Source organism: Mycobacterium sp. (assembly GCF_039583785.1).
Lineage (GTDB): Bacteria > Actinomycetota > Actinomycetes > Mycobacteriales > Mycobacteriaceae > Mycobacterium.
Genome location: NZ_JAVKSG010000001.1, coordinates 84,345 through 104,064 on the forward strand (window position 1 = coordinate 84,345; position 19,720 = coordinate 104,064).

General features: G+C 65.4%; 21 protein-coding genes. 8 read left to right on the forward strand and 13 right to left on the reverse strand.

Features of this window, described 5'->3' with window-relative positions; translation table 11 throughout:
- Positions 1 to 16: 16 nt before the first annotated feature.
- The 4 genes from ABDV69_RS00420 to ABDV69_RS00435 all read left to right on the forward strand — a co-directional run bounded on the left by ABDV69_RS00420 (position 17) and on the right by ABDV69_RS00435 (position 3,563).
- The gene (locus ABDV69_RS00420) at positions 17 to 985 is read left to right on the forward strand and encodes a class I SAM-dependent methyltransferase (RefSeq protein WP_343571329.1); all 969 of its coding nucleotides are present in this window, start codon (positions 17 to 19) and stop codon (positions 983 to 985) included.
- Positions 943 to 2,151, forward strand: a complete 1,209-nt coding sequence (locus tag ABDV69_RS00425) for a class I SAM-dependent methyltransferase (RefSeq protein WP_343571577.1) — start codon at positions 943 to 945, stop codon at positions 2,149 to 2,151. Before ABDV69_RS00420 ends, ABDV69_RS00425 begins: the two co-directional genes overlap by 43 nt.
- A gap of 90 nt (positions 2,152 to 2,241) precedes the next feature.
- Entirely contained in the window at positions 2,242 to 2,865 is a 624-nt protein-coding gene (locus ABDV69_RS00430; protein ID WP_343571330.1) for a hypothetical protein, read from the forward strand.
- Complete coding sequence (locus ABDV69_RS00435) at positions 2,853 to 3,563, forward strand: esterase (RefSeq protein ID WP_343571332.1); 711 nt, start codon at positions 2,853 to 2,855, stop codon at positions 3,561 to 3,563. Before ABDV69_RS00430 ends, ABDV69_RS00435 begins: the two co-directional genes overlap by 13 nt.
- On the opposite strand, the gene ABDV69_RS00440 is transcribed toward ABDV69_RS00435, so the two are convergent.
- Positions 3,560 to 4,837, reverse strand: a complete 1,278-nt coding sequence (locus tag ABDV69_RS00440; protein ID WP_343571578.1) for a PQQ-binding-like beta-propeller repeat protein — start codon at positions 4,835 to 4,837, stop codon at positions 3,560 to 3,562. The two genes, ABDV69_RS00435 and ABDV69_RS00440, sit on opposite strands and share 4 nt — an antisense overlap.
- A gap of 223 nt (positions 4,838 to 5,060) precedes the next feature.
- On the opposite strand from ABDV69_RS00440, the gene ABDV69_RS00445 reads away from it, so the two are divergent.
- Entirely contained in the window at positions 5,061 to 5,798 is a 738-nt protein-coding gene (locus tag ABDV69_RS00445; protein WP_343571334.1) for an acetyltransferase, read from the forward strand.
- Here ABDV69_RS00445 and ABDV69_RS00450 read toward each other — a convergent pair.
- On the reverse strand, positions 5,795 to 7,135 hold the full coding sequence (locus tag ABDV69_RS00450; RefSeq protein WP_343571336.1) for a deoxyribodipyrimidine photo-lyase: 1,341 nt from the start codon (positions 7,133 to 7,135) through the stop codon (positions 5,795 to 5,797). The genes ABDV69_RS00445 and ABDV69_RS00450 overlap by 4 nt on opposite strands.
- A 7-nt stretch (positions 7,136 to 7,142) precedes the next feature.
- On the reverse strand, positions 7,143 to 7,634 hold the full coding sequence (locus tag ABDV69_RS00455) for a TspO/MBR family protein (protein ID WP_343571338.1): 492 nt from the start codon (positions 7,632 to 7,634) through the stop codon (positions 7,143 to 7,145).
- Between the two features lie 91 nt (positions 7,635 to 7,725).
- On the opposite strand from ABDV69_RS00455, the gene ABDV69_RS00460 reads away from it, so the two are divergent.
- Together ABDV69_RS00460 and fni are read left to right on the forward strand one after the other, a co-directional pair.
- The gene (locus ABDV69_RS00460) at positions 7,726 to 8,238 is read left to right on the forward strand and encodes a MarR family winged helix-turn-helix transcriptional regulator (RefSeq protein ID WP_343571340.1); all 513 of its coding nucleotides are present in this window, start codon (positions 7,726 to 7,728) and stop codon (positions 8,236 to 8,238) included.
- 5 nt (positions 8,239 to 8,243) lie between these two features.
- Positions 8,244 to 9,299, forward strand: coding sequence for a type 2 isopentenyl-diphosphate Delta-isomerase (fni, locus tag ABDV69_RS00465; protein ID WP_343571342.1), 1,056 nt, complete (start codon positions 8,244 to 8,246; stop codon positions 9,297 to 9,299).
- On the opposite strand, the gene ABDV69_RS00470 is transcribed toward fni, so the two are convergent.
- Together ABDV69_RS00470 and ABDV69_RS00475 are read right to left on the reverse strand one after the other, a co-directional pair.
- On the reverse strand, positions 9,296 to 9,796 hold the full coding sequence (locus ABDV69_RS00470) for a MarR family winged helix-turn-helix transcriptional regulator (protein WP_343571579.1): 501 nt from the start codon (positions 9,794 to 9,796) through the stop codon (positions 9,296 to 9,298). The two genes, fni and ABDV69_RS00470, sit on opposite strands and share 4 nt — an antisense overlap.
- Before the next feature lie 256 nt (positions 9,797 to 10,052).
- Positions 10,053 to 10,262, reverse strand: coding sequence for a hypothetical protein (locus ABDV69_RS00475; protein ID WP_343571344.1), 210 nt, complete (start codon positions 10,260 to 10,262; stop codon positions 10,053 to 10,055).
- A gap of 169 nt (positions 10,263 to 10,431) precedes the next feature.
- Here ABDV69_RS00475 and ABDV69_RS00480 point away from each other — a divergent pair, with 169 nt between their 5' ends.
- Positions 10,432 to 11,895 carry a DUF2867 domain-containing protein gene (locus ABDV69_RS00480; protein ID WP_343571346.1) on the forward strand — a complete coding sequence of 488 codons (1,464 nt, stop codon included), beginning with the start codon at positions 10,432 to 10,434 and terminating at the stop codon, positions 11,893 to 11,895.
- Positions 11,896 to 11,898: 3 nt separating this feature from the next.
- Here ABDV69_RS00480 and ABDV69_RS00485 read toward each other — a convergent pair whose 3' ends face one another.
- Genes ABDV69_RS00485 through ABDV69_RS00520 form a run of 8 tightly spaced genes read right to left on the reverse strand, consistent with a single transcriptional unit; the run spans position 11,899 to position 19,315 of the window.
- Complete coding sequence (locus ABDV69_RS00485; RefSeq protein WP_343571348.1) at positions 11,899 to 12,897, reverse strand: DUF5914 domain-containing protein; 999 nt, start codon at positions 12,895 to 12,897, stop codon at positions 11,899 to 11,901.
- On the reverse strand, positions 12,894 to 14,417 hold the full coding sequence (locus ABDV69_RS00490) for an FAD-dependent oxidoreductase (RefSeq protein WP_343571350.1): 1,524 nt from the start codon (positions 14,415 to 14,417) through the stop codon (positions 12,894 to 12,896). Before ABDV69_RS00490 ends, ABDV69_RS00485 begins: the two co-directional genes overlap by 4 nt.
- Entirely contained in the window at positions 14,414 to 15,139 is a 726-nt protein-coding gene (locus tag ABDV69_RS00495) for a class I SAM-dependent methyltransferase (RefSeq protein WP_343571351.1), read from the reverse strand. The genes ABDV69_RS00490 and ABDV69_RS00495 overlap by 4 nt, the downstream gene beginning before the upstream one ends.
- Complete coding sequence (locus ABDV69_RS00500) at positions 15,126 to 15,437, reverse strand: lycopene cyclase domain-containing protein (RefSeq protein WP_343571352.1); 312 nt, start codon at positions 15,435 to 15,437, stop codon at positions 15,126 to 15,128. Before ABDV69_RS00500 ends, ABDV69_RS00495 begins: the two co-directional genes overlap by 14 nt.
- The gene (locus ABDV69_RS00505) at positions 15,434 to 15,754 is read right to left on the reverse strand and encodes a lycopene cyclase domain-containing protein (protein ID WP_343571353.1); all 321 of its coding nucleotides are present in this window, start codon (positions 15,752 to 15,754) and stop codon (positions 15,434 to 15,436) included. The genes ABDV69_RS00500 and ABDV69_RS00505 overlap by 4 nt, the downstream gene beginning before the upstream one ends.
- Entirely contained in the window at positions 15,754 to 16,716 is a 963-nt protein-coding gene (locus ABDV69_RS00510) for a phytoene/squalene synthase family protein (RefSeq protein ID WP_343571355.1), read from the reverse strand. Before ABDV69_RS00510 ends, ABDV69_RS00505 begins: the two co-directional genes overlap by 1 nt.
- Positions 16,713 to 18,242 (reverse strand): phytoene desaturase family protein, encoded by a 1,530-nt coding sequence (gene crtI, locus ABDV69_RS00515; RefSeq protein WP_343571357.1) that lies wholly within the window; start codon positions 18,240 to 18,242, stop codon positions 16,713 to 16,715. The genes ABDV69_RS00510 and crtI overlap by 4 nt, the downstream gene beginning before the upstream one ends.
- Positions 18,242 to 19,315 carry a polyprenyl synthetase family protein gene (locus ABDV69_RS00520; RefSeq protein WP_343571359.1) on the reverse strand — a complete coding sequence of 358 codons (1,074 nt, stop codon included), beginning with the start codon at positions 19,313 to 19,315 and terminating at the stop codon, positions 18,242 to 18,244. The genes crtI and ABDV69_RS00520 overlap by 1 nt, the downstream gene beginning before the upstream one ends.
- Positions 19,316 to 19,720: the final 405 nt, after the last annotated feature.

The following is a 19,720-nucleotide window of genomic DNA, read 5'->3' on the forward strand; positions in this document are numbered from 1 at the left end:
GATAGGCTGGGCGACCATGACCAGTACCGATCCGGCGCCGCAACCGCACGCCACCGCCGAGCAGGTCGAGGCCGCGCGTCACGACAGCAAGCTGGCCCAGATCCTCTATCACGATTGGGAAGCGGAGAACTACGACGAGAAGTGGTCGATCTCCTACGACCAGCGCTGCATCGACTACGCCCGGAACTGCTTCGACACCGTCGTTCCCGACGACGAGATTCACCGTTTGCCCTACCACCATGCCCTCGAACTGGGCTGCGGCAGCGGGTTTTTCCTGCTGAACCTGATCCAGTCGGGGGTGGCCCGGCGAGGATCGGTCACTGACCTTTCACCGGGCATGGTCAAGGTCGCGACCCGCAACGGGCAGTCGCTGGGATTGGACATCGACGGCCGGGTCGCCGACGCCGAGCGCATCCCCTACGACGACAACTCCTTCGATCTGGTCGTCGGACATGCTGTGCTGCACCATATTCCGGACGTCGAGCTGACACTGCGTGAGGTGCTGCGGGTGCTGCGGCCGGGCGGCCGGTTCGTGTTCGCCGGCGAGCCGACCACTGTCGGCAACGGCTACGCGCGCACGCTGTCGACGCTGACCTGGCGGGTCGCGACGAACGCCACCAAGTTGCCCGGACTCGACAGCTGGCGGCGTCCGCAGGCCGAGCTCGACGAGTCCTCCCGCGCCGCGGCGTTGGAGTCCATCGTCGACCTGCACACGTTTTCCCCGGCCGGTTTGGAACAGATGGCCAGAGCCGCCGGTGCCGTCGATGTCGACACCGCCACCGTCGAGTTCACCGCGGCGATGCTCGGCTGGCCGCTGCGGACCTTCGAATACGCGGTGCAGTCGGACAAGCTGGGCTGGGCGTGGGCCAACTTCGCGTTTACCAGCTGGAAGGTGCTCAGCTGGGCCGACGCCACCCTCTGGCGCCACCTGGTACCGAAGGACTGGTTCTACAACGTCGAGATCACCGGGATCAAGCCGTCCTGAACTTCGGTCTCGACGACGTTGCCTACCTGGCGTCGGACGAGGGCTCGGCTGCGCTGGCTGTGGTCGGAGCGCTTCCGCTGACCGACCGCGTCGGTGATATCGCAACGCTACGAACGCAATTCGGCGACCGCACACCGGTGTTGGTGGAGACGGTGCTGCTGCGCCGGCGCGCGCTACGAAAGCTCGCCGAGTTGCCCGGAACTCAGGATTGGCTGTACACCGACGATGCGCTGCAGCAGGCCAGCGCCGGTCCGGTCGCCCTGCATCGGGCTAAGCGTCTGCACGGCAATGTCATTCACGACGTGACCTGCTCAGTTGGCACTGAGCTGGCGGCGCTGCGCGGATCGGCCGCTCGGGTGGTCGGCAGTGACATCGACCCGGTCCGACTGGCGATGGCTCGGCACAACCTCGGCGGTACCGCCGACCTCTGCCGCGCCGACGCGCTGGATCCGATCACCCGCGGCACGGTGGTGATCGCCGACCCGGCACGACGAAGCGGCGGTCGGCGGCGGTTCGATCCGCGCGACTACCAGCCCGCCCTGGACGAGCTGATCGAGGCCTATCGGAGCCGTAACCTGGTCGTTAAATGCGCCCCAGGAGTCGATTTCGATGCGCTGACGCAACTCGGGTTCGACGGCGAGATCGAGGTGACTTCGTATCGCGGCTCGGTGCGAGAAGCCTGCCTGTGGTCGACGGGTCTGACCGAGCCGGGTGTACGCCGACGGGCCAGCATGCTGGACCGTGCTGAGCAGGTCACCGACGCCGAGCCGGACGATTGTCCGGTGCAAGCGGCGGGCCGGTGGATCATCGACCCCGACGGGGCGGTGGTGAGAGCCGGTCTGGTTCGACACTTCGCCGCCCGGCACGGGCTGTGGCAACTCGACCCGATGATCGCCTACCTGTCCGGCGACCAGTTGCCGTCGGGCGTGCGTGGCTTCGAGGTCCTCGAGCAGTTGAGGTTCGACGAGCGCCGGCTCAGGCAAGCGTTGTCGGCACTGCATTGCGGCGTGCTGGAGATCCTGGTCCGCGGTGTGGACGTCGATCCCGATGCACTGCGCCAACGATTGACTCTGCGGGGTGTTCAGTCGCTGGCAGTGGTGATCACTCGGATCGGGTCGGGTGCGGCAGCGCGCAGGACAGTGTTCATCTGCCGACCGTCGCGCTGACGATGCCCGCCGGGGCGACGGTCGACTGGCCGTTATCTCTGTGTTAGATCTTGTGCCGCCTATGCCTTCGGCACCAACAACTACGCCAGCGTGGACGGCACCGGTTCTACGGCGGTTGCCGGTGCCACTAACGCCGACACGGCCGGCAGCTCGGCGGACAACACGGCATTCGTCTTCGGCGACCAAAGTTATGAGTTGGCTGGAACAACCGACCCCGCAAACCCGGGCAACTTCGACTACACGGTGATGTTCGGCAACGGCGAACCCGCGTTGGCCGGCGGCGACGCCGCAGGTGCGGGCAGCTACGACGGCTCCTACGTCGAAGGTAACGATCTCGCGACGGCCGACGCGCAAGGCAGCGACTATCTGTTCGACCTCGTGAAGTTTTATGGCGGCAGCGGGTCGGCGTCTACCTTCGCAGCTGCTGAGCCCACCAACCACCTGGCCGACCTGTTGTCGGGCACAGCCGCATCAGGTGCCCTGGCCGACGGCAGCAACCTCTGGACTGACCTGGTCTCGGCCTTCGACGGCGCCGGGATCGCGGCGGATGTCAGCAACGTGTGGACTGACCTCACGGCTCTGTTCTCACGGACCCGGGCAGGCGCTCTGCAGAGCGACATCTGCAGTTCGGCCGGAGGGGGCCAGGTACGCTGGCGGGACGGCATGTCAGCCGTTCCGAGTCTGCGAGGACGAGTCGACCGATGCGCAACATGATGTCGGCCGCGATGATAGCGGCCGGAGCCCTGCTGAGCTGGTCCGGCGGCGCGGTCGCAGCCGCGGACTCGGCATGCGTCAGCTTGGGCGGCACGCTCCAGGGCGACGATAACTGCAACGTGCACACGGTCACGTCCACTTACACGGTGAACATGACATTCCCGGCGGACTATCCAGACCAGTCGCTGACCGATTTCCTCGGCCAGAATCGGGACGGTTTCATCAACGTCGCCCAGACGTCGTCGCAGACCTCCGGCCCGCGTGATGTGCCCTACCAGATGGATGTCAGCTCGGAGCAGTACCACTCCGGCCAGGCGCCCGGCGGAACCCGTAGCGTCGTGCTCAAAGTCTTCGAAGACCTCGGTGGCCCGCGGCCGTCGACTTTCTACAAGGGCTTCAATTACGACTTGGCAGGGCAGAAGGCCATCACTTTCGACACGCTTTTCGCGCCGAACACCAAGCCGCTCGATTCCATTTTCCCGATCGTGCAACGGGAGCTCGGAAAGCAAACCGGACTCGGTGCCGTAATTTCGCCCGGGTCTGGACTGGATGCTTCGCATTATCAAAACTTTGCGATCACCGACGACGAGTTGATTTTCTACTTCGCGCCCGGCGAACTTTTGCCGTCATTGGCCGGCGCTAGCCAGGTTCACGTTCCGCGCAACGCCATCCCGCCGCTGGCGATCAAGAGCGGCTAGCTCGGGGCGAAGCTGTACACCTGGCCGTCGCTGGTGGCGGTGACGACGCGGCGATCACGACCGATCGAGACGCCCACCGGGTAACCCGTCGCCTCCGGCAGCGGGTAGCTGTTGAGCGTTCGGCCGCTGCCCGGATCGAAGACCAGCAGCGTCATGCCCCGCGCACCTTCACCCGGCCCACCGGTCACCACGGCGTAGCCGACTCCACTTCCAGCCAGGCTCGACGTCGACAGCGGGCTGACGTCGTTGCGTCGCCACACCTCGTGCGCATGGTCGCCGACATCAGTGAACGCGACCAGGCGGGTGTCGGGGCCGCCGCCCGATACGATCAATCCGTCCGGCGTCACCGACGGCGGCGTCTGCGCCAAAAATTTCAGCGGAACCGACCATTTCGGCTTGCCGTCGGACGCATGCAGTGCCCACAGTCGCTGGTCGCGGCCGTTGACGTAAATCGTAGAGCCGTCGCTGGACACCACTGGGCTGGACTGCACACCGTCGCCGACGGCATTGCTGGTCCATTCCCGGGTCAGCAGCGGATTCTGGCCGGGGTGGTACTTCAGCCCGACCAGGCCCGGCGCCGGCGCACCCGGTTCCCACAGGCCGATCACCACCAACCCGCTCTCCTTGGCGAACGCCGGTGCGGCCGCCACCGGGCACCCTTCCTTGGCCGGTCCACAGTCCGCAAGCCCACGGGTGAAGTCGCTTGGGTCGACGTTGTCCACCAGGTCCACCGAGTTGCCGACCACCGTGCCGCGATGGCCGTCGAAAACCTGCACCTGGCCCAGGTGCGTGACCACTAAGACCTGACCGTGCCCGAGAATCCTTGGCGTGGAGGGCAATCCCATCACCGGCCGTCGCCAACGAATCCACTGGGTGACCGGGAAGGACAGGATGGCCCCGGGCTGGCCTACGTAAAGGTTGTCGAAACCGTCGAACAGAGGGCTGGAAATGCCGCCGCCCTGATACAGCCGGGTGCACCACCGTTGCCGGCCGTTGTGGTCGTTCTCCCACTCCATCAGCGAACAGCCGCCCGGCGTCTGCGCGTTGGCGGCGAGCCAATTACGCGAGCTGAGCGCCACGGACGACGCCAGCGACCCCTTGACCGACCGAGTCCAGCGCAGGCTCAGCCGGTCGGCGCCAGGTGTGGCGCTGTAGCTGCTGTTCGCGGCGTCGCCGTACTGCGCGGGCCAGCCCTCGGCCGGCGCGGTGTCGACCCAAGCGTCGGTGTTGCCGCATCCCGCTGCGACTGCGGTAAGAAGGATCGCCGACACCATCGATGACCAATGCCGCAGTGCACGGAGGGCAATCGGCCATGACACGGTGTGGGTTCCCAATCCTTCCCGGAACGCGGCGGCGCGGCGGCCATCAGCAGACATCGAGTACAGCCGAGGGTAACCTGTGCCAGCTCAGGTACGGCCTATTGCCCGGCCGTGCGTCCGTTGATGGTCCGGCTCCTGCGCCCACCGTTGGGGTGCGCATCGTCTAGGCTTTCCGCCCATGACGAGCATGTGGGGCGCCCCGATCCACCGCCGCTGGCGGGGCTCGAACCTGCGCGACCCACGGCAAGCCAAGTTCCTCACGCCGGCCTCGCTGAAATGGGTGCTGCGCAACCGCGCTTACACCCCTTGGTATCTGGTGCGCTACTTCCGGCTGCTGAAGTTCAAGCTGGCCAACCCGCACATCATCACCCGCGGCATGGTGTTCATCGGCAAGGGTGTCGAGATCCACGCGACTCCCGAACTCGCGCAGCTGGAGATCGGGCGCTGGGTCCACATCGGCGACAAGAACACCATCCGTGCCCACGAGGGCTCACTGCGATTCGGCGACAAAGTGGTCTTGGGCCGTGACAACGTCATCAATTGCTACCTCGACATCGAATTCGGCGACTCGGTGTTGATGGCCGACTGGTGCTACATCTGCGATTTCGACCACCGCATGGACGACATCACGCTGCCGATCAAAGACCAGGGAATCGTCAAGTCCCCGGTGCGGATCGGACCCGACACCTGGGTCGGGGTGAAGGCCACGGTGCTGCGCGGCACCGCGATCGGGCGGGGCTGCGTGCTGGGATCACACGCCGTCGTCAGGGGTGAGGTGCCGGACTACTCGATCGCGGTCGGGGCCCCGGCCAAGGTGGTCAAGAACCGCCAGTTGGCGTGGGAAACCTCGGCCGCCCGGCGCGCCGAATTGGCTGCCGCGCTGGCCGACATCGAGCGCAAGAAAGCCGCCCGCTAGCTCATCTTCTGGTAGCGGCGCAGTGCTTCACTGCGCTCCGAAGTGTGGTCGACCATGGGTTCGGGGTAGTCGCTCGGCCGGTCTCCTTTGGTCAACGTGACGTCTTTGGCGCCGGCAAGTTCTGAGACCCAGCGGCGGACGTAATCACCTGCCGGATCGAACTTCTCGGCCTGTCTGGTGGGGTTGAACACGCGGAAGTAGGGCGCCGCATCGGTGCCGCATCCGGCCGACCACTGCCAGCCGTGTTGGTTGCTGGCCATGTCACCGTCGACAAGTTGGTCGAGAAACCACCGCGCTCCCCACTGCCACGGCAGGTGCAGGTCCTTGACCAGGAACGACGAGACGATCATCCGTACCCGGTTGTGCATGAAGCCGGTCTCGCTCAGCTGGCGCATGCCAGCATCGACGATCGGGAAACCGGTCTTGCCGGCTTTCCAGGCTTCGAAGCGTTTCTCGGCTTCCGTCCCGTCATCGACCTCGATGGAGTCGAAGTCGCGGTTCCAGTTCCGCCAGATGCTGTCGGGCCAGTGATGCAACACCGTGGCGTAGAAGTCGCGAAAAGCCAACTCCCGCAGATACGCTCGCGCGCCATCGCGCGACTGGTCCAGGTCGGCGGCCATCGTCCGGGGGTGAATCGTACCGAATTTGAGATGCGCCGACATTCGACTCGTACCGTCGTGGTCCGGCCGGTTGCGGTCGTCGCCGTAGTTTTCGAGTCCGGAGTCCAGGAACTTCTTCCACTGCCGTCGCGCCGCTTCCTCGCCCGCGGGATGGTCTAGCTCGACTGCTGGGTCGGGAATCTCCACTGGTTTGGCGCACTTGCCCAGTTGTCGGGGATCGACCCAGCTCGCGGCCTTGGCCCCGGTGCGGGCCGCCGGCCGCCAGCCGATGTCGCGCCATCGGCGGAAAAACGGCGTGAACACCTTGTAGGGCTCGCCGTCGTCCTTGGTCACCCGCCCCGGTGACACCAAATACGGCGACCCCGTCGCCACCAACGGCACGTCGCCCAGCGCCTCGCGCACCCGGTCGTCGCGTCGCCGGCCGTACGGTGAAAAGTCCTCCGAGATGTGCACCGAGGGCGCGTCGATCTCCTTGACCAGGGCCGGGATTCGTTCCTCTGCCCGGCCCCGCGTCACCAGCAGGCGACCGTCCAGGTCGGCACGCAGCTGCCACAGCGAGTCGCACAGAAACTGCATCCGCCGGCTGCCCGATGACGCCTCCAGTTTCGGGTCGAGCACGAAGCACGCCAGCACATCGTCGCTGTCGGCGGCGGCTCGTAGCAGCGGTGGAAGGTCACGCAATCGGAGGTCGCGACGGAACCACAACAACGCGGCCATCAGCGGCTCACCTGTTTGATCGGCGGTTGAGAACCCAAATATGCCCTGACATCAATGTGGCGAAGGTACACCACAGCGGATAAGGAATCAGCGCGGCGCCGGCTCGGGGGTCGGCGGCAACGGTTCGCCTGGCCAGATCGGCGCTGCTGGCGGCCAGTACGGCTGCTCCTAGCGCTGAGGCGCCCAGCTTGTGGTACTTGAAGAACAGCCAACTCCAGCCGGCATTGAGGATCAGATTGGCGGCCAGCGCGACGGTGTAGCTGCGGGCTTCGTCGTGACGGCCGGCTGAACGCAGGCGGTCGATGGCGGTCGCGGAAGTCACCGCGATGTCTCCGTAGAGCGTGGTCCACGCGACGGGAAATACCCCGTTGGGTGGAACGTAGCGCGGTTTCTCGAGCCGGGAGTACCACCGGGTGATTCTCGGTTGGCTGGCGATGCTGCCAATACCTGCGGTTGCGCCGACGGCGAGAGTCGTTGCGGCCAGTGTCTGTCTGTTCACCTGAAGTCCCTTCGGCTCGACCAAGTCTTTCAGTTAATTAAGTATTAATCAACTGAAGTAATGGCACAATACCGATAAGCTGGTCTTCGTCATGGGCCCCGAACAGATCACGGGCGGCCGAGCCGCACTCGAGCAGCAGATCTTCGCATATCTGCGGGTGATGACGGCCGAGTCCGAGCAGATCGGCCGGGCCTTCGCGGCGTTACATGACGTGCGGCCCACTGACTTTCGGGCACTGCTGCACGTTATGGTGGCCGAAAGCGCCGGAGAGCCAGTCACTTCCGGTGAACTACGTCAGCGGATGGGATTGTCTGGCGCTGCGATCACCTACCTGGTAGATCGAATGATGGCATCCGGTCACATCACCCGGGAGTCCGACCCCGCCGATCGACGCAAGGTGATCTTGCGTCACTCGGACTCCGGGCTGGCAACTGCACGGGCGTTCTTTGCCCCGCTGGGAAGCCATTCTCATGAGGCGATGGCAGACTTGCCCGACGCCGACCTGCACGCGGCGGGCCGAGTGTTCACCGCGCTGATCGAGGCAATGCGGAGTTATCAGAACCATCTCGCATCGTGCAAGCTACCTGTGCCGCCGGTCGATTGAGGATTATGAGGAGGGCAGGTGCCGTGCCAACCGACGGGATCACCACGCGCAAACGACGCCACATCGACGTGTGCCTCGACGAGCGGGTCACCTATACCGGGGTGACGACCGGGCTGGAGCGTTACCGGCTTCCGTACAACGCGCTGACTCAGACCAGCCTCGCCAGCGTTGACCTGTCCACCCACTTCTTGGGCGCACCGTTGCGGGCGCCGATATTGATCGGTGCAATGACTGGCGGCGCCGAACTGTCGGGAACGATCAACAAGAATCTGGCCGCGGCCGCGCAACAAATGGGTGTCGGGATGATGCTCGGCTCGCAACGCATCATGCTGGACAGCGCGTTGGGGGAGCAGGCCGCATCCAGTTTCACCGTTCGAGACGTCGCGCCGGATGTGTTGCTGTTCGGTAATATTGGGCTGGCGCAACTGACTACTGCTGCTGTCCAGGATATTTCGAATGCGCTCACTCGCGTCGGCGCGGATGCGCTTGCGGTGCACACCAATCCACTGCAGGAGGCGGTGCAGCGAAACGGCGACGGCGACTTCTCCGGATCGCTCGACCGACTGCGTCGAATCGCTGGTGTGTTGGAATATCCGGTTCTGCTCAAGGAAGTCGGCCACGGTATCGGCGCCTCGGCGGTCACGGAATTGACGATGGGATCGCAAGAATTGCCGGTGGCCGCGATTGACGTTGCCGGCGCGGGCGGGACGTCGTGGTCGCGGGTGGAGCAACTGGTCCGGTATGGCGAGGTCCGGTTCCCCGATTTGGCCGACTGGGGCATACCGACGGCTCAGGCCGTCGTGGAAGTGCGCGGGGTGCTGCCGGCCATCCCGTTGGTGGCCTCCGGTGGCATCCGCACCGGCATGGACGCAGCCAAAGCGCTCGCGTTGGGGGCAGACGTGGTGGCCGTCGCCCGCCCGCTGCTGGCCGCAGCGATCGAATCGACTGCGGCGGTGGTGGATTGGCTGCAACATTTTATCGACGAATTACGGATCTGTTTGCATGGCGCCGGTGCCGCGGATGTTTTGGCGCTACGCCACATCGGCCTCACACCGGTTTAGATTTCTTGCAGGTCAGCGGTAGCGCGCTGGGTGTCGCGCGCCGCCGATGCCGCCTTCTGCTGCGCCACGAGCTCGTCCTCGAAAACGGACATTGCAGCGATCATGGCGCTGAAGGCCCGATGCGCGGCGGCAAGATCCTTGTCGGGCAGCCCTGCGAGCGCGGCACGGAGGTGCACGCCGAGTGGCGTGAAAAATTCGCGCGCCAGGTCCATCCCGCTGGCTTCGTAGCGCAGCAGCGTTTTGCGCCGATCAGCAGGATCAGATTCGCGCCGGATGTGGCCGGCGTCGATCATCCGGTCGACAAGGTAGGTGATCGCTGCCGGTGAGACGTCCATCCGCTGACGGAGCTGAGCCATGGTCATCGGCGTTCCCGCCGTCTCGGCGACCATGACGTGCAGCAATGCGTGGAAGTCGTTGCCGCTCACGTCGTGCTGGCGCGCGAAGTAGCGACCAATCCGGTCGGATTGAGCCGTGACTGCCCGCATGTCTGCCGACATCAGCTTTTCCAGCTGTGGTCTGCTGGGAGGTGGACTTGTGCCCCGCTCAGTCACCTGACTGCATCCTTAGTTAGCGACTCTGGACCCAGGCTATCGAAAACCACCTGGATCAGCGATGCTACGCGGGTGCCATACCCATGGTGGTATCGACTGTCTGTTGAAGGGTGCCGTCGGTTGCTACGACGACTCCTGTCACGGTGTTGGGAATTCGCGATCTTCGATGAGATCGCGAGTGCGGCGGCGTCAAAACGAACCGTTAGATCATCCCGTCTTCGGCCTGACCGATGCCGTCGCGGGAGACCAGAGCGGCGCGGCATTGCTGGTTACGGGGTGGCGGCGAGTCGCCGAAGCAATCTGGGCGAGAGGTCGTCGCGGGGTGACCGGGAGGCGGGCACACCCGGGCGCCGGGTACCAATTCGGTCGTGACCTCGATCAAGCCTGGCAGCAGTGTGAATCCGCTCCCCACTTGAGAAGATGTGACTATAAATTTAACTACTGATAATTCGGAGGAGATGCAGGTCGACCGTCCCGGACGCCGAAGCGGCTTCGCGAAACCGGGTACACCCACCCTGCGGTGCCCATCGCCGCGACGATCGTCGCCGTGACGAAGCTCTGCGCAAGGCAAGGAGTAAGCGATGCGGTGCGTAGTGCTCGGCTCCACCGGTTACCTCGGAGTACGCCTGGTTTCGGTACTGCTGGCTGCCGGTCACGAGGTCAGGGTGATGGCCCGTACGCCGAAAAAGCTCGACGGCGTGCCGTGGCGTCACGCTGTCGAGGTCGTCCAGGGTGACGTGACAGATGCCGACAAGGTGCGACGAGCGCTCGACGGGCAGCAGGTTCTTTACTACCTGGTGCACTCGATGCTGAGTGCGAACTTCGTCGACGTCGACGCGCGGGGCGCCTCGATCGTTGCTGACGCCGCCGCGCAAGCGGGCCTGATCCGCATCGTCTATGTCGGCGGCATTATCCCCGAGCACCAGGACCTGTCCGACCATTTGGCGTCGCGCGCGGAAGTCGGCCGCCTGCTTCATGACTCCGGAGTTCCCACCGCCGAACTCCGCGCCGCGGCCATCATCGGAGCGGGGTCGGCGAGTTTCGAGATGCTGCGGTACCTCACCGAGCGGCTGCCGGTGATGGTCACCCCTCGCTGGCTGCGCACTCAGGTGCAGCCGATTGCGGTCCGCGACGTGCTCTACTACATGACGAAGGCGGCCGAGCTACCGGCCGATGTCAGTCGGGCCTTCGACATCGGCGGTCCTGACACCTTCACCTACACGGAGATGATCCGGAAGTACGCGGCGATCGCCGGCCTGAAACGGCGCATCGCCATTCCGGTGCCGGTTCTCACGCCGTTGCTGTCCTCGCATTGGGTGAAGCTGATCACCCCGCTGCCTCGATCATTGGTCTCTTCGCTGATGGAGTCGTTGGAGAACGACGTGGTGTGCACCGAGCACGACATCGCCAATCACATCCCCGACCCCGAGAACGGCTTGACGCACTACGAGGACGCCGTCGAACTGGCGCTGGAGCGGACTCGTGAGAGGGTACTGACCACCCGGTGGTCGCGCCCGGGTGGCGACGAAGCCCCGTCGCAGCCGTTACCCACGGATCCGGCTTGGGCCGGCGGTTCGCTGCACGAGCGGGTGTCGGAACGACGTGTCGATTGCGACGCCGAGACGCTGTGGCGGGTGTTCGAGTCGATCGGCGCCGAGCACGGCTGGTCGGCAGCGCCACCGACGTGGGCGCTGCGCGGCTGGACCGGTCGAAACGGCAACGGCCAGAAGCGTTCACAGCGACCGCGTCAACTTCACCCCGGCGAGGCGCTGGACTGGTGGCGGGTCGAGCATGTCGATCGGCCGCGGCTTTTGCGGCTGCGGGCTGACGTTTCGCTACCCGGACGGTTGTGGCTGGAGCTGTCGGTCTGCGCCTCGGGTAACGGTCATTGCCTTTTTCGCCAGCGGGTGTTGTTTCAGCCCTACGGCATTGTTGGAGAAGCATTTTGGGCGGTGTCGACGTTGTTACGCGACGCGGTGTTCGCCGGTATCGCCCGTGACATCACGGCGAGAGCAAGCGGCGCTGACACAGCGGCGCCGTCCTAGCTGCTACGCGATGCCGGCCCGCAGCTGGTAGCGACGCTCGGCGTAAGCGAGGTCGTCCTTCCACAGCCGGGCCGCCGCTATCCGCATGAGCGGTGTGATCAACGGAGCGGCGGACAGTGCGCGCCGGAACCCAGTCCGCTCGGAATGTGCGACGGTCGCTTCGATCACCGCGGTCTGTGGCAGCTTATCAGGGCCCAAACCGATTGGAGTGGCATGAGTTTCGACCACGCTGCCCACGCCTTCGCCGTCCACGATGCGCATCACGATGGTCCGCGCTTCCGGGCTGGTGAACTCAGCCACAGTCGGTACGCCGACACGGCCGATCCGGAATGTCACCGCAACAAGGAAGCTGTCCGTCGCCTCGGTGGGAGTGCTGAGCACTTCGAGTTTGGTGAACGAGTAGGGGTGATACCACGCGCCGTGCCAGGGGTCGAGCCGGTTGGCGATGATGTCGGATGGTTCGCAGGTTCCGACCATTACCGCCACGGCGTCCAACGTGTCGCCGGTCGGCCGGGTCGGGATCACCGGATAATCCAGCGGGTCTTCACCTCCGACGGCGTCGAGGCGGACCCATGCCAGCACGCCGTCGTCGCAGCTTGGCAGGAGCCGCCAACGGTATTCGTCGGTGTCGCGACCGAGACACAGCCCGTGCCATCGGCAGATCAGGTCGCCGTTGTGGATCGTAGCCGTCGCCAGGTCGGCGCCCAGATGGGGGCAACTGCGCGGGCCGACGCACAGCCGGGACTGTTGATCGCGCCACGCGACCAACTCGACACCAGCGACGGTGAACCCGAGCGGTTTACCGCTGCGGACGTCGCGGCTCGCGGCGAAGGTGTACCAGTTGCCTGTCGGTCGGCGTTGCGACCGGTCCAGCGCCGCCTTGATGATCGCCGGGGACGCGTCGCGGTAGGTCGGACGCTGCTCCGACCAGTGACCTGGCGGGATGGGCTGCAGCGGCCAATCTTTCGGCCAGCGGCGTCGTACGGTGTCGCGGATGCTCATCGTTGCGAAAGCCTCCCTCGGCCGGCGAGATGGCGTAGCAGTGCCGAGCGGCCCTGGGTGGGGACCGTGCACAGCTCGTGGCCGGTGAGGCCCCATCGCTGCAGTATTTCGTTGGCGGCCGTCCAGCCGGTGGTGGCAGCACGTTCCATCAGTGCGACCGGTAAGTCGATGCGTACGCCGTCGCCGGCCAGTAGCAGCCCCGGCTGCGGGGTGAGCACACTGGGCCGGTGTGGGTAGGCTCCCGGTGCGAAGAGCGGACAATCGTGGTGCTGCAGCATGCGTTCGTGGACGATCCGCGCGCCTTTGGTCTCCGGGTACAGGGTGTGCAGTTGACCGAGCATCGCATCGTGCGGCTGAGCGGATTCAACCGCATACGAATGTAACTCGACCACGGAACCGCCGGTGCGCTGGGCCCAGTCGGCGGCTTGGCGCTCATAGCGGTCCAAGACGCTGATGTTGTCGACCGGCTCGTGGCCGGAGGTGCCCAAAAATGCGGCCCGGCCAACGGCCACCGGGCGGTCCAGCCACAACCGCTGCACGAGGAACGGCGGGGCGGTGCGTAGCCGCTTGATTCGGGCCCGCCACGGGTCGTCGCCGAGACCCGGTGATGCCTCGACGATCCGTTGCAGTCCGGCGACGTCGGTGGCCAGGACGACGGCATCGGCGTCGAGTTGATCGTCGGCATCGGTGTGGACGCGAAACGTCTGACCATCGCCGCTGCTGACGCGCGATACCGAAATGCCTTGATGGAAGCGGACTCTGAGGCCGACGAGGTACTGTCGGAGCGGCTCCCACAGTGCGGTGTCGAAGTTGGAGTTGGCGACGTCGAAGATCAGGCCCTCGCTGGAGCCGAGGAAAAAGATGTGGAACATGGTGGCCAACTCCGCGGCGGACAGCTCGGCGGGGCTGGCGAAGAAGCTGCGGGAGAAGACCTCGAAGGCCAGATGTCGGGCCGCCTCGGGGAAATTGATGCTCTTCAGGAACGTCTCGGCGTCGAGGTGGTCAAGGCGGTCGAAGATATCCGGCAGCGACACCGCGGCCAGCGGTGCGGCGGCGCCGGCGTCGATCCTGAGCAGGTCAGTGAATCGAAAAGTGGGGCTGCGCAGGGCGAATACCAGCGCGTTCCATGGCGGCGTCTGGGGGAGACCGCGAAAGGTGTCCTGGCGACCGGCGCCGTCGACGAGCGGGTAGTCGTCCACCGCGGTCAGCATCGACAGCGTGGGGTCGACGCGGCCCAGGAGTGCCCGCAGGTTGTAGTACTGCCGGAAGAAAGCGTGGAAACCCCGGTTCATGGCGAGTTCTACGCCGTCCACCTGCTCGGTCCAGGCGCCGACCCGTCCGCCGAGATACTCCTGGCGTTCGACGACGTCGACGCCGATGCCGCGTTCGGCCAGACCGGTGGCTGCGGCCAGGCCCGCGATGCCTGCACCGACGACGACGGCTCGCGGCTGCGACGACAGCGCGGTGGCGCTGGGCAGGCCCTGCGGTGCCGGGAATGTGCGGCGGTGCCGATCGGTCATGACGGCGCGTCGCCGAGGAAGGTGTGTGCGATGTGGGTCTCCCAGCCGGGCATGGTCTCGCTGTGCACCGCCACGAAACCCGCGTCACGCATCCGTTGCCGCAGACGTGTTGCGCCGTCGAATGTCAGCACGCTGCGCCACAGATGCCGATACAGGGTCGCGTCGCGAGTTTGCCACCATCCCGAGGGGATGATGATGCCCCAGCATACCGCGTTCCACACTGCGGTGGCGGCGCGCGAGTCGCGCACCGAGTAGTCGTGCACCGCCAGAGTGGCGCCGGGCGCCAGCAGGTCGCGCAGAGCCCTCAGTTGGGTGTCGGGATCGGCCAGGTTGCGGATCAGATACGCGGCCAGGATCCCGTCGAAGGGACCGACGACGCCGTTCTCGGCGAGGCCTTCAACGGGCGTGTGCACGAATTGGACCGACGGAGGCCACGACTTGTTCTTCGCTTCGTCGAGCATGCCTTTTGACGCGTCGATCGCGACGATGTCGGCGCGCGGGGCAACACTGAGCAGCGCCGCCGTCGATGCGCCAGTGCCGCATCCTGCGTCCAGTAATCGCAGCCCGCGCCCCTCGTGGGGCAGCCGCAATCGCTGTGCCGAAAGTCGAAGGTGGGCATGGTATCCCGGGCTGGTACCGACGAGGCGGTCGTAGGTCGAAGCGCCGACGTCGAAAGCGGCCGGCACGTCTTCGCGGGACAGACCGGTGTTACTGATGTTCACGTTGTCGCTCCCATAGCAGCAGGACTGCGGTGACCAAGGCAAAACCGAACAGGAAGTCTTCGATCGGGATGTCGAACGGGAATCGGATACCACTGGTTTGCCGGTTGTCGTAGATCACGATCGGGGCGCTCAGTTTGGTCAGCCAGCCGTCGACCAAGATCTGGAAACCGATCACAATCACCATCGACAGCCAGTAAGCCGGACGTCGAAAAAGGCCGGTGCGCAACAACATCAATTCGAGTACGCAGACGGCCAGCGCCGACACCACGGCAGGGACGGTGTAACCCAGGCCCATCATCGGCGATTGGCCCGTCGCAGGATGGCGCTCACCGCGTTGTAGGTCAGCAAAGCGCACAACGGAATCACCAGAAAGAACAAGACCTCTTCAATCGGCATGTGGAAAGGGATGTCCACGCCGGTGACGTAAGTGGGATTGTAGGTCCAGATATGGGCGGCAATCGCTACTTCGTCCCACAGCACGAACGCGGCGGCAACTGGTAACACAGCGCGCGCGGTGCGCCACGCCTGGCGGTACACGCCGGGGCGAAAGATCTCGAGCGGCAGCGTGATCGCCAGGCAGGCACCGAGCACAATCAAATATTGCCAGCGATCCACTACGCTGCACCAGATTTGGGCGCCGTTGAGGTGACGGGATGTGATCGCCGTGCCCGCCACGAGCGGATCAGACCGGCACCGGCGACGCGCAGTCGTCGCCCGTTGCCCACCGTGGCGCGGTGGCTGAACACCGCGAAGTCGCTGTCTTCGATGCGGTCGAGGATTTCGGCGTACAGCGTCAATGCGGTCGCGACGCACGGCCGCGACCGCGGCTCCAGCAGGGTGACACCGTCAGCGGCGTAGCGATAGACGCCGCGGGCGATGTCGTGCTGGTCGGCCAGCGCAGTGCGTACCCGGTGGTCGGTGGTGCGATTGGTGTGGCACCACATCAACAGTTCGCGGTCGACGTCGTAGGACGCCAGTTCATCGGCCGGCAGGTAAACCCGCCCACGCACCAGATCCTCGTCGATGTCCCGCAGAAAGTTCGTCAGTTGAAACGCTCTGCCCAGCGCCGCGGCGTGCGGTGCGGCCTCGTCTGCGGGGCCGATACTGCCCAGGATCGGAAGCACTTGCAGGCCAATTGCTTCCGCGGACCCTTTCATGTATCGGTTGAGCGCGTCGCGGTCGGGATAGTCGGTGATCGTGAGGTCCATCCGCATGGACGTCAGGAAGTCGTCGAACAGTTCGTCGCCGATCGCGTAACGCTGCGCGGTGTGCCGGACCGCGGCCAGCACCGGGTTGCTCGGATGCTCGTCGGCGGCGAAGAACTCTTCGGACAGTTGTTGCAGGCGCGCCGCCCGGGACTGGGTGTCCAACGACGAATCGAAGTCGTCGAGAATGTCGTCGGCGTAACGGGCGAAGCCGTAGAGCGCGTGGATCGGCGGGCGTTGATCCGGGGCGAGGAGTCGGGTGGCGAGAAAGAAGGTACGGCCGTGCGCGGCGTTCAGTGCTCGGCAGCGCTGATATGCCTCACGCAAGTCCGGATCGTCAATACCTGCGGCGCTCAGTTCGGTGCGGATCATGACTGGCCGGCTTCCGAGGTCAGGGTCTGCTTCGATTGATTGGCGTTGCCGGTGACCCGGTCGGCGGCCAGTCGGCCGGAGATCATTGCGGTGGGCACGCCGACGCCGGGAACCGTCGACGACCCGGCAAGCACCGCATTGTCGATGCCCCGCACCGTGTTGGCCGGGCGAAACGGCCCGGTCTGGGCGAACGTGTGAGCCAGCGCAAACGGCGTGCCGGCGATCATCCCCTGAGCGGCCCAGTCCTCGGGGTTGACGACATGGAGCACTTCGGCGCCATCGCGGAAGCCCGGAATCAGCCGTGCGCCAACGGTATCGATGAGCTGCTCGGTGTAGCTTTCGCCGAGTTTCGACCAGTCCACCACACCGCGGTCTAGATTCGGTGCGGGGGCGAGCACAAAGAACAATTCGTGGCCGTGCGGCGCCAGGCTGGGGTCGCTGGCCGTCGGGCGGGTGACGAGCAGTGACGGGTCCCGCATCAAGCGGCCGTCCCGGATGATGTCGTCGAAAGTCTGGTCCCACTCCTCGCCGAAGATGATGTTGTGGTGTGCCAGTGACTGATCTGTCGGCTCGGACTGGCGCCGGCCGATGTGCGCGACAACTGCCGAGGGTGCCGGTCGCAGGCGACCGACACGTCGTGGCTGTCGGCCCAGTAGCGAGTATGTGGCGGGGAGTTCGGTGGTCAACACCACGGCGTCGCAGGCGAGGCGTTCATCGGTGTCGGTGAGCACGGCGGCCACCCGGCTGCCGTTGCGCTCCAATCCCGTAACCGTTGTGCCGTAGACGAATCGAACTCCGGCATCGGCGGCGGCAGCGGCCAGCGCGTCGGGCAGTGCTCGCATTCCGCCGCGCGGAAAGTAGACCCCGGAGATGGTGTCCATGTAGGCGATCACCGCATAGACCGCCAGCGCCTTGGATGGCGCAACTCCGGCATACAGCGATTGGAACGTGAATACGCGCTGCAGTCGCGGGTCGGAGATGTAGCGGTTGACCATGGTGTCCCACTTGCGGAATCCGCCCAGGGCCGTCAGCTTCGCCAGCTGTGGATTTACCAGTGCCAGTGGGGAATCGAAATTCTCGGCGATGAAGCCGTTGAATTCGGTGTGATACAACTTCGTCAGCCAGGCGCGCAGCTTCCGATAGCCGTCGGCCTGCTTGGCGCCGGCGAATTCTTCGACGGCATCCGCCATGAGGTCTGCGTCACTGTGTACGTCGAGGCTGCTGCCGTCGGCGAATTGAGCGCGATACGCGGGATCTACCGGCATCAAATCCAGTCGATCCGACAGTTTTTCGCCGACCGCGGCAAAGGCGTCGTCGATGATGTCGGGCATCGTGAGCACCGTGGGCCCGGTGTCGAGCTGATAGCCGTGAGTGTCGAGGCGGCCGGCACGCCCGCCGGGCCAGCTCTCCCGCTCGACGACCGTCACTTCACGACCCCGGCCGGCCAAGTGCAGGGCCGCGGTCAGTCCCGAGAGGCCCGCGCCGACGACGACGACACGGCTGTTGGGGCCTTGCACGCAGCGCATTATTCGGTTCGCTCCGTGCAGACGGCGGCCATGTTCGTCAGCGCGGCCCGCACCGGTTCGCTGATCCGGAGCTGGTCGAGCTCGTGGAGCGCCGCGGAGACGCGATCGCCGATGGCGTGTTCGATCCATTGCACCGCGCCGGTCGTGACGATCAGGGTCCGCCAACGCTCGATGGCGGCGTCGTCGAGTTCAGCGGTGCTCATCAGTTCGGTGAGCTGCCTGCGAGTGAGTGGATCGGCCAGCTGATAGGCGGCAGTGACGACGCTGGTGGCCTTGCGTTCGACGAGGTCCTGGCCGTCGGGCTTGCCGGTCACCGACGCGGCACCGAACACCCCCAACAGGTCGTCGCGAAGTTGGAAGGCTTCGCCGACCGCTTCGCCGTAGCGGCCCAAGCCCGAGATGGTGCGATCGCTGCAGCCGCTCATTGCCGCGCCCATCTCCAACGGTCGGCGCACGGTGTAGTTGCCGGACTTGCGCCGTGCCACGTCCAGGACTGTGTCCATCGAGGGTAGATCGCGGATATCGCTTGTGAGATCGGCGAATTGGCCGAGCGCGAGTTCGGTGCGCATCGCGTCGTAGCGCGGCCATGCCTGCTGCAGACTCCGATACTCCACGCCGCTTTCGCGCAGCATCTGCTCGGCCCAGATCAGGCAGAGGTCGCCCAGCAGGATCGCCGCCGATTCGCCGAATCGTTCGGCCGGCCCGGATAGCTTCCGGTTCCGGTGCCATTGGCTGAATTGAATATGCGCGGCGGGGCGGCCGCGGCGCGACGACGCCGCGTCCATCACGTCGTCTTGCAGCAGTGCGAAGGCGTGCAGAAGTTCCAATCCCGCGGCGGCGAACAGCGCTTCGTCGCTGTCTGCGGAACCCGCGAGCCAGCCGAGGTACATGAAGGTCGAGCGCAGGCATTTCCCGCCGGCCACGAAGTTCAGCAGGATGTCGCCAGCCACGTCCACACCCGACTCGGCCAGCTCGGCGGTGCACCGTCCGGCGACGAACTCGCTGAGGTGGGCGAGGACTTTTCGACGTAACTCGATTCGCCACACCTCGAACTGCTCAGGATCAGCCCACATTTGCTGATCCAGCTCAGCAGGAGCCGCGGATGGTGCTAACGAGAGTGCACGCACCTCACCCACATAGGCCCCTCTCGAACGCTCGGGTCAGTACCAAGCTAGTCATCTTCGGAGTCACACGCACCCATACCTCCCACCGGGCACACGCAAAGACGCGAGCCCGACCAGCCAGGTTCTCTTCACAAGGTTAAAGATTAACTTAATGAACATCTCTTCTGCTTGCCAGCGCAGTACCTCGCCTGGGGTGACGCCCACGACGCGCGTCGGCGACGATAGTTAGTGCGATCCCGAGCGGCAGGAGGAGCGGCGCCCGTGACAGCAGCGCAGCGCGAACAAAGTGTTCTGGTGGCCACCTTTCGCAAGGTGGGTCCGCATGCTCCGACGCTCTGCAACGGTGGAACACCA